Source organism: Streptomyces sp. NPDC045899, from assembly GCF_056431485.1.
Genome location: NZ_JBWKKP010000033.1, coordinates 70,886 through 80,926, shown reverse-complemented (window position 1 = coordinate 80,926; position 10,041 = coordinate 70,886). Strand labels below are relative to the sequence as shown.

The following is a 10,041-nucleotide window of genomic DNA, read 5'->3' as shown; positions in this document are numbered from 1 at the left end:
GCGGGTGTGTTCTCGCTGGAGGATGCGTGTGCGTTGGTGGCGGCTCGGGGCCGGTTGATGCAGGCGTTGCCGGAGGGTGGCGCGATGGTCTCTCTCCAGGCTCCTGAGGCTGAGGTGCTTTCGTATCTGGCGGGTTTCGAGGACCGGGTGAGTATCGCCGCGGTGAATGGTCCTGCGGCCACGGTGATCTCGGGTGATGAGGCCACTGTGCTGGAGATCGCGGAGGCGGTGGGGTGCAAGAGCAGGCGGCTGCGGGTGTCCCATGCTTTCCATTCGCCGTTGATGGAGCCGATGCTGGCCGAGTTCACCGAGGTGGCGCAGGGTGTCACCTTCACCGCGCCCGCTGTTCCGATCGTGTCGAACGTGACGGGCGCGGTGGCGGACGGTGAGGTGTGCTCGCCCGGGTACTGGGTGCGTCATGTGCGGCAGGCGGTCCGCTTCGCCGACGGTATCGGTACCCTCCGTGCCCACGGTGTGCGGCGCTTCGTCGAACTGGGCCCGGCCGGAGTGCTCACCGCCATGAGCCAGGAATGTGTCACCGACGACGATGACACCGACGCCGCGTTCATCCCGCTGCTGCGCAAGGACCGGGGCGAGGTGGAGGCTCTGCACACCGCCATCGGTCAGTTGCACGCCCATGGTGGGGTGGTGGACTGGGAGCGGGTATTCGAAGGCCGTGGCGCCCGCCGGGTCGATCTGCCCACCTACGCCTTCCAACGCCAGCGCTACTGGCTGGACGCGCCCGCCACCATGGGTGACATGACCGCGGCCGGGCTGGGCGCGGCGGAGCACCCCCTGCTGGGCGCGGCCGTGGAACTGGCCGGTTCCGACGGCCTGGTGCTGACCTCGAGCCTGTCCGTGCGCAGCCAGCCGTGGCTGGCCGACCACGCGGTCTCCGGTTCGGTCCTCTTCCCCGGTACCGCCTTCCTCGAACTGGCCGTCCAGGCCGGTGACCAGGTCGGCTGCGACCAGGTCGAGGAACTCACCCTCCAGGCGCCGCTGGTCCTCCCCGAACGGGGCGCCGTCACCCTCCAGCTGGTGGTGGATCCGCCGGACGAGAGCGGTACCCGCGCGCTGACCGTCTACTCCCGTCCGCAGGACGCGGGTACGGGCGGGGACACCGGCGCGGAACTGCCGTGGACCCAGCACGCCAGCGGGGCGCTGACCACCGGTGCGCCCGAGGGCTCGTACGACCTCGGTGGCGTATGGCCGCCCCAGGGTGCCGAACCGATCGACGTCACGGACCTGTACGACCGGTTCGCGGAGAACGGCTTCGGCTACGGCCCGTCGTTCCAGGGGCTGCGGTCGGCCTGGCTGCGCGGGGACGAGGTGTTCGCCGAGGTGCGTCTCCCCCAGGAGCGACAGTCCGACGCGACCGCGTACGGACTGCACCCCGCACTGCTGGACGCCGCGCTGCACACCATCGCGCTCGGTCCGATGCTGAAGGCGGGCGAAGGCCGGCTGCCGTTCTCCTGGACCGGGGTGTCGCTGCACGCCGCCGGAGCGGGCGAGGTGCGGGTGAGGCTGACGCCGAACGGCACCGACACGGTCGCGCTGACCGTGGCCGACGCCATCGGCCGCCCGGTGGCCACCGTCGACTCCCTGGTCCTGCGCAAGCGTCCCGAACGGCTCGGTGACACGGGCCCCGGCGGACTCGGTGAGGCGCTCTACCGGCTGGACTGGGCGCCGGCGGCCGAGCCGCCCGCGGAACGCGCACCGCACGTCACGGAGAACTGGGCGCTGCTCGGTGACGACGACTTCAAGCTGGTCGGGCTCGATCTGCGCGGCTACCGGGACCTGTCGGCGCTGCCCGCCGAGGCCGCCGGGATGCCCGCCACCGTGCTGGTGCCGTGTGTGCCGGAGCCCGGGGGAGTGGCCGACTCGGTACGGGCGGCGTGCCACCGGGCGCTGGAACTGGTGCGGGCGTGGCTGACCGAGGAGCGGTTCGCCGATTCCCGGCTGGTGTTCGTCACCCGTGGCGCGGTGGCGGTCGAGCCCGGTGCCGATGTGCCGGATCTGGCGCACGCCGCAGTCTGGGGTCTGGTGCGCTCCGCGCAGTCGGAGAACCCCGACCGGTTCGTCCTGGTGGACCTCGATGAGGACGAGCGCTCCGTCTCCGCCCTGACCGCCGCCCTGGCCCTGGACGAGCCGCAGTCGGCGATCCGCGAGGGTGCCGTCAGCGTGGCCCGGCTGGCCCCCACGGCGGACGCGGCCCTCGCCACGGCGACGGACACCGACGCCACGGCGCCCGCGTGGGATCCGCGGGGAACGGTGCTCATCACCGGCGCCACCGGCACCATCGGCGGGGTCATCGCCCGTCATCTGGTCGCCGAAGGCGGTGTCCGCCATCTGCTGCTCGCCGGACGTCGTGGGCCGGAGGCGGACGGTGCGGCAGAACTCGTCGCCGAACTGCACGGGTTGGGTGCGGAGAAGGTCACTCTCGCCGCATGCGATGTGTCCGACCGCGCCGCGCTGGCGGAGCTGCTGGCCACCATCCCGGACGGGCGTCCGCTGACGGCGGTCGTGCACACGGCCGGGGTGCTGGACGACGGTGTGGTCTCCTCGCTCACCCCCGACCGGGTGGACCGGGTGCTGCGGCCGAAGGTCGACGCCGCCGTGCACCTGTACGAGCTGACGCGTGAGCTGAACCTCTCGGCGCTGGTGCTGTTCTCCTCCATCGCGGGCACCTTCGGCGGGATGGGACAGGGCAACTACGCGGCGGCCAACGCCTTCCTGGACGCCTTCGCCCAGCACTGCCGGGCCCAGGGCCACCCCGTCCAGTCGCATGCGTGGGGGCTGTGGGAGCAGCGCAGCGAGATGACCGGCAAACTGGCCGACGCCGATCTGACACGGCTGGCACGTGGCGGCATCGTGCCGTTCTCCTCGGCGGAGGGGGCGCGGCTCTTCGACGCCGCGCGGGCCGTGGACAGCGCGGTCGTGCTGCCGATGCGGCTGGACACCGGCGCGCTCACGGCGCGTTCCGGTGCGGTACCGGCGCTGTTGCGCGGGCTGGTGCGGACTCCCGCGCGGCCGCCGGTCCGGCGGGCCGCCGCGGCCACCGGGGCCGGGGCCGGGCCCGACGGGCCGGAGGGGCTCAAGCGCCACCTGTCCGGTCTGCCGGAGGCCGAGCGCGCCCGTTTCCTGCTGGACCTGGTCCGTACGACCGTGGCCGGTGTGCTCGGCTACGACGGCGCGACCGCTGTCGAGGCGGAGCGCGGTCTGCTGGACCTGGGCTTCGACTCGCTCACCGCCGTCGAACTCCGCAACCAGCTGGGCAAGGCCACCGGACGGCGGCTGCCGGTGACCCTGCTCTTCGACTACCCGACCTCGAAGGCGATCGCCGAGTTCCTGGAGGCCGAGATCGCGCCGGAGGCGTTCACCGCCACCGGCGCCGCCTTCCCCGAACTCGACACCCTGGAGAGGGGTCTGGCCCGGATCGCGGCGGACGACGGGACGCGTGCGGCCCTCTCCTCCCGGTTGCAGGACCTGCTGGACCGGCTGGGCCGGATCCAGGAGGAAGCTCAGCACGCGGAGAGCGCGGACGACGTGGTCTCCACCCGCATCGACGCCGCCTCGGACGATGAGATCTTCGACTTCATCGAGAACGAACTCGGCCTGTCCTGATGGTGCTCATGGTGCTCACACGAACGGAATTCAACGAGATGGGCGGTACACGGTGAGCGAGGCAAAGCTCCGCGACTACCTCAAGCGCGTGACCACGGATCTGCACCGTACGCGCCGGCGGGTTCAGGAGCTCGAGGACCGGGAGCGGGAGCCGATCGCCATCATCGGGATGGCGTGCCGCTACCCCGGTGGGGTGGCGTCGCCCGAGGAGCTGTGGGACCTGGTGGCGGACGGCCGGGACGCGGTGTCCGCCTTCCCCGCCGACCGCGGCTGGGACCTGGACGCGCTCTACGACCCGGACCCGGACCGGCCGGGTACCAGCTACGCCCGTGAAGGCGGCTTCCTCGACGGCGCCGACCGGTTCGACCCCGCGTTCTTCGGCATCTCGCCGCGCGAGGCGCTGGCCATGGACCCCCAGCAGCGGCTGCTGCTGGAGACCGCGTGGGAGGCCGTGGAACGCGCCGGGATCGACCCCGCCACCCTGCGGGCCACCCGCACCGGGGTGTTCGCCGGGGTGATGTACCAGGACTACGGCACCCGGCTCCGGCAGGTGGCCGACGATGTCGAGGGCTATGTCGGCAGCGGCGGTTCGGGCAGCATCGCCTCCGGGCGCATCGCCTACACCTTCGGTCTGGAGGGACCGGCCGTCACCATCGACACGGCCTGTTCCTCCTCGCTGGTGGCCGTGCACCTGGCGGCACGGGCGCTGCGCAAGGAGGAGTGCGGACTCGCCCTGGTCGGCGGGTCGATGGTGATGTCCACCCCGGTGGCGTTCGTGGACTTCAGCCGTCAGCGCGGCCTCGCGTCCGACGGCCGCTGCAAGGCGTTCTCGGCGGACGCCGACGGCACCGGCTGGGGCGAGGGCGTGGGCATGCTGCTGGTGGAGCGGCTGTCGGACGCGCGGCGCAACGGCCATCCGGTGCTCGCGGTCCTGCGCGGCAGCGCCGTCAACCAGGACGGTGCGAGCAGCGGGCTCACCGCGCCCAACGGCCCCTCCCAGCAGCGGGTCATCCGTCAGGCGCTCACCGACGCCGGGCTCACCGCCGCCGACGTGGACGCGGTGGAGGCCCATGGCACCGGCACCGCGCTGGGCGACCCGATCGAGGCGGGCGCGCTGCTGGCCACCTACGGCAGGGAGCGGCCCGAGGGCCGTCCGCTGTGGCTGGGCTCGCTGAAGTCCAACATCGGGCACACCCAGGCCGCGGCCGGGGTGGGCGGGGTCATCAAGACGGTGATGGCACTGCGCCACGGTGTGCTGCCCAGGACCCTGCACGCGGACGAGCCCACACCCAACGTGGACTGGTCCTCGGGTGCGGTGGAGCTGCTGTCCGAGGCCCGGGAGTGGCCCCGGACGGAGGACGGACGGCCGCGCCGCGCCGCGGTGTCCGCCTTCGGGTTCAGCGGCACCAACGCCCATGTGATCCTCGAGCAGGCGCCCCCGGAGGAGTCCGCCGACCCGGACACCACCCCCGGGGATATGACATCGCAGGACACCACGGCGCAGGACACCGCTCCGGCGGAGGAGACGGCGGAGCGGCCCGCCGCCGTCGTCTGCGACACCGTCCCGTGGCCGGTGTCCGGGCGGTCCGAGGAGGCGCTGCGCCAACAGGCCGGACGGCTGTGCGCGTATCTGGAGCGCTCTCCCGGGGCGTCCCCGGTGGACATCGGCTATTCGCTGGCCGTCACCCGCTCCGCCTTCCCCCACCGCGCCGTCGTCACCGGCGACAGCCGCGAGGAGCTGCTGCGAGGGCTGGAGCGGCTGGCCGACGGTGTGGACCCGGGGACGGTGGCCGGTGCGGGCGCGACGGCGTTCCTGTTCACCGGACAGGGCGCACAGCGGCTCGGTATGGGGCGTGAACTGCACACCGCCTTCCCAGTGTTCGCCACCGCCTTCGACACCGTCTGCGCCGCGCTCGACCGCCATCTGACGGGACACGTCGACCGGTCCGTGCGCGATGTGGTGTTCGGTGAGGACACCGCGGCGCTGGACCGGACGGTGTACACCCAGACCGGACTGTTCGCCGTCGAGGTGGCCCTGTACCGGCTCGCCGAGTCCTGGGGCATCACCCCGGACGTCCTGGTCGGCCACTCGGTCGGCGAACTGGCCGCGGCCCATGTGGCGGGTGTGTTCTCACTCGACGACGCCTGTGCGCTGGTCGCGGCCCGCGGCCGGCTGATGGACGCGCTGCCCGCCGGTGGCGCGATGGTCTCCCTCCAGACCGACGAGGCCGCGGTGCTGCCCCATCTGGAGGGCTACGAGGGCCGGGTGGCCCTGGGCGCGGTCAACGGTCCCGCCGCCACCGTGATCTCCGGGGAGGAGGCGGCCGTCCTGGAGGTCGCCGCCGCCGTCGGCGCCAGGAGCAAGCGGCTGCGGATCTCCGTCGCCTCCCACTCCCCGCTGATGGACCCCGTGCTCGCCGCGTTCGGCGAGGTGGCCGCGTCGATCACCTATGCACCGCCCCGGATCGCGGTGATCTCCAACGTGACCGGGAAACCGGCGGGCGAGGAGCTGTGCACCCCCGAGTACTGGGTGCGCCATGTGCGGCAGCCGGTGCGGTTCGAGGACGGCATCCGGTCCCTGGAGGCCCAGGGCGTGACCCGCTACGTGGAGATCGGCCCCGGCGGGGTGCTGACCACCATGGCCCAGGAGTGCGTGTCCGATGCCGGGGCCGCCGCGTTCGTCCCGCTGCTGCGCAAGGACCGCCCCGAGGCCGGGGCGGCGCTCTCCGGAGCCGGACTGCTGCACGCCCACGGCGGCCACGTCGACTGGGAGCGGGTCTTCGAAGGCCGTGGCGCGCACCGTGTCGATCTGCCCACCTACGCCTTCCAGCGGCAGCGCTACTGGCTGGACGCGCCCGCCGCCGCGGGCGACATGGCCGCCGCGGGGCTGGGCGACACCAGCCACCCCCTGCTGGGCGCCGCCGTGGAACTCGCCGGCTCCGACGCCCTGGTGCTCACGGGGAGGCTGTCGCTGGCCGCCCAGCCGTGGCTGGCCGATCACGCCGTCTCCGGTACGGTCCTCTTCCCCGGCACCGCCTTCCTCGAACTGGCCGTCCAGGCCGGTGACCAGGTCGGCTGCGACCACGTCGAGGAACTCACCCTCCAGGCGCCGCTGATCCTGCCCGCGCGGGGCGCGCTCGCCCTCCGGGTCACCGTGGGCGAACCGGACGACGACGGGCGGCGTCCGCTGAACGTTCACTCCCGCCCGGACGGCGCCGGGTTCGGCGAACCGTGGACCCCGCACGCCACCGGCACCGTCACCACGGGTGCACCGGCGGCACCGGAGGAGCTCACGGCATGGCCCCCGGCGGACGCCACTGAACTCGACGTCAGCGATATGTACGAGCGGTTCGCCGCCAACGGCTTCGGCTACGGCCCCGCCTTCCAGGGGCTGCGCGCCGCCTGGCTGCGCGGTGACGAGGTGTTCGCCGAGGTGCGGCTCGGCCACGAGCAGCGGCAGTCGGCCGCCGGGTTCGGTCTCCATCCCGCCCTGCTCGACGCCTCGTTGCACGGCATCGCCCTCGGCACGCTGTTCGACGGTGAGGACCCGGACACCGCGCAGGGCCGGCTGCCGTTCTCCTGGACCGGGGTGTCGCTGCACGCCACCGGGGCCGATGAGGTCCGGGTGCGGATCTCCCCGGCCGGAGCGGACACCGTGGCGCTCACGGTGGCGGACCCCGAGGGCCGCCCGGTGGCCACCGTCGACGGCCTGCTGCTGCGGAAGATGACCGGCGACCAGCTCAGCGGTGCCCGCGCGGCCGCCAGCGAGGCGCTGTTCCGGCTCGACTGGCCCGCCCTCGCCACCGACGCGCCCGCCACGCCGCTCAGCCGCGCCGCGCTCATCGGCGACGACGGGCTCAAGGTGACCGAGGACCTCTTCGCGGCCGGGGTCCACCTGGAGTCGTATGCGGACCTGGAGTCGCTGGGCTCGGCGGTCGACGCAGGTACCGCCGCACCCGCCGCCGTGCTGATCTCCTGTGCCCAGGAGACCGCGGAACCGGCCGGTGCGGTGCGGACCTCCGTACACGGCGCGCTGGACCTGGCGCAGCGGTGGCTGGCCGACGAGCGGTTCGCCGACTCCCGGCTGGTGTTCGTCACCCGGGGCGCGGTGGCGGTCGAGCCCGGTGCCGATGTGCCGGATCTGGCGCACGCCGCCGTCTGGGGACTGGTGCGCTCCGCGCAGTCGGAGAACCCCGACCGGTTCACCCTGGTCGACCTCGACGAGCACGAGGACTCCGTACGTGCCCTCCCCGCCGTACTGGCCTCCGGGGAACCGCAGCTCGCGCTGCGCGGCGGACAGCCGCACACCCCGCGCCTCGCCCGTGAGCGGGGCGGCGCCGGCGCGGCCCGGGAACTGGACCCCGAGGGCACGGTCCTGATCACCGGCGCCACCGGGACCCTCGGCGGTCTGCTCGCCCGCCATCTGGTGACCGGCCATGGTGTCCGCCATCTGCTGCTGACCAGCCGCCGCGGGCCCGCCGCCGAGGGGGCCGGCGCACTCCGCGAGGAACTGACCGCGCTGGGCGCCACGGTGACGGTCGCCGCCTGCGACACCACCGACCGGGACGCCCTGGCGGAGCTGCTGGCCCGGGTACCCGCCGACCATCCGCTGACCGGGGTGTTCCACACCGCCGGGGTGCTGGACGACGGTGTGGTCTCCTCGCTCACCCCGGAGCGGGTGGACCGGGTGCTGAGGCCCAAGGTGGACGCCGTGCTCCACCTGCACGAGGCCACCTCCGGCCTGGACCTGGCGGCGTTCGTCCTCTTCTCCTCGGCGGCCGGTGTGCTCGGCGGCGCGGGGCAGGGCAACTACGCGGCCGCCAACGGTTTCCTGGACGCCTTCGCCCAGCACCGCAGGGCGAAGGGGCTGCCCGCCCACTCCCTGGCCTGGGGACTGTGGGCGCAGACCAGCACGATGACCGGGACCGTGGACACCGCGCAGACCACCCGCTCGGGTGTGGCCCCGCTCTCCTCCGCACAGGGCATGGAACTGCTCGACACCGCCCTGGCCCTGGACACCCCGCTGCTGGTGCCGATGCGTATCGACCTCGCCGCGCTGCGCGCGGGCGCCGGATCGGGATCGGTGCCGCTGCTGCTGCGCGGACTGGTCCGGACACCCGCCCGGCGGGCGGGCGCGGCCACCCGCGGTGGCACGTCCGGCGGCGGGGCGGCGCTGACGGACCGGCTGGCCGGACTGGCCGAGGACGAACAGCACACGCTCCTGGTGGAGTTGGTGTGTGCCCAGGTGGCCACCGTGCTCGGCCATCCGGACCCCTCCGCGGTCGGCCCCGGCCATGAGTTCGTGGACTCCGGATTCGACTCCCTCACCGCGGTGGAACTGCGCAACCGGCTCAACGCGGCCACCGGGCTGCGGCTCCCCGCCACGCTGGTCTTCGACCATGAGACCCCGACCGATCTGGCCGTCCGGCTGCGCACCGATCTGGACGCCGCCCGGCAGTCGGCACCCGCGGACGGCGGGGCGGCACCGGCACGGTCCGCGGCCGCCGCGTCCGGCGACTCGACCACCCTCTCCGCGCTGTACACCCAGGCGTTCGAGACGGGCAAATGGAAAGAGATCTTCGATCTGCTGCACGCCACCGCGGCACTGAGGCCGCGGTTCGGCTCCACCGCCGAACTGGACCGGCTGCCGGCGACGGTGCGGCTCAGCAAGGGCCCGGCCGAGGCGCATATGTTCTGCTTCTCCTCCTGCCTGGCGGTGGCGGGCATCCACCAGTACGCCCGGTTCGCCGCCTCACTGCGCGGCCGCCGCAATGTGTCGGCGCTCGCGCTGCCGGGCTTCGGCCGGGGCGAATCGCTGCCGGAGACCGCGGACGCGGTGGTGGCGGCCCAGGCCGAGGCGGTGGCCGAAGCCGCCGACGGGGCGCCGATCGTGCTGCTCGGATCCTCGGCGGGCGGCTGGTTCGCCCAGGCTGCGGCCGGACACCTGGAGCGGATGGGCCTCCAGCCCGACGCCGTGGTCCTGGTGGACACCTATGTGCCCAAGAGCAGCATCCTCAACCAGTTCGGACTGTCCCTGATGGACGGGATGACCGAGCGCGAGGGCGTGTTCGTCACCATGGACGACGACCGGCTCTCCGCGATGGGCTGGTACCTCAACCTCTTCGGCACCTGGGAGCCGGAGCCGATCCGCACCCCCACCCTGCTGGTCCGCGCGCTGGAGCCGCTGTCCACCGGATCCCTGAAGCTGGAGGAGCTGCCCGACTGGCGGTCCTTCTGGGAGCTGCCGCACGACATCGTCGATGTGCGGGGCAACCACTTCACCATGATGGAGGACCACTCCACGCCCACGGCCCAGGCCATCGAGGACTGGCTGGAGCGCCTTCCGCGCGGCACGCGCTGACCTCCCCGCGCCACCTCCGTACGCACCGCCGTGCCCCGCTCCGTACGCACCGCTAC

At 73.4% G+C, this 10,041-nt stretch carries 2 protein-coding genes; both read left to right on the top strand.

The window, feature by feature from the left end; all coding sequences use genetic code 11:
- Positions 1-3,624, top strand: a 3,624-nt coding sequence (locus tag AC07FT_RS33125) for a type I polyketide synthase (protein ID WP_479179772.1), incomplete at its 5' end; no start/stop codon positions are given.
- A 52-nt stretch (positions 3,625-3,676) separates the two neighbouring features.
- Complete coding sequence (locus AC07FT_RS33120; RefSeq protein WP_479179770.1) at positions 3,677-9,985, top strand: type I polyketide synthase; 6,309 nt, start codon at positions 3,677-3,679, stop codon at positions 9,983-9,985.
- Positions 9,986-10,041 lie beyond the last annotated feature (56 nt).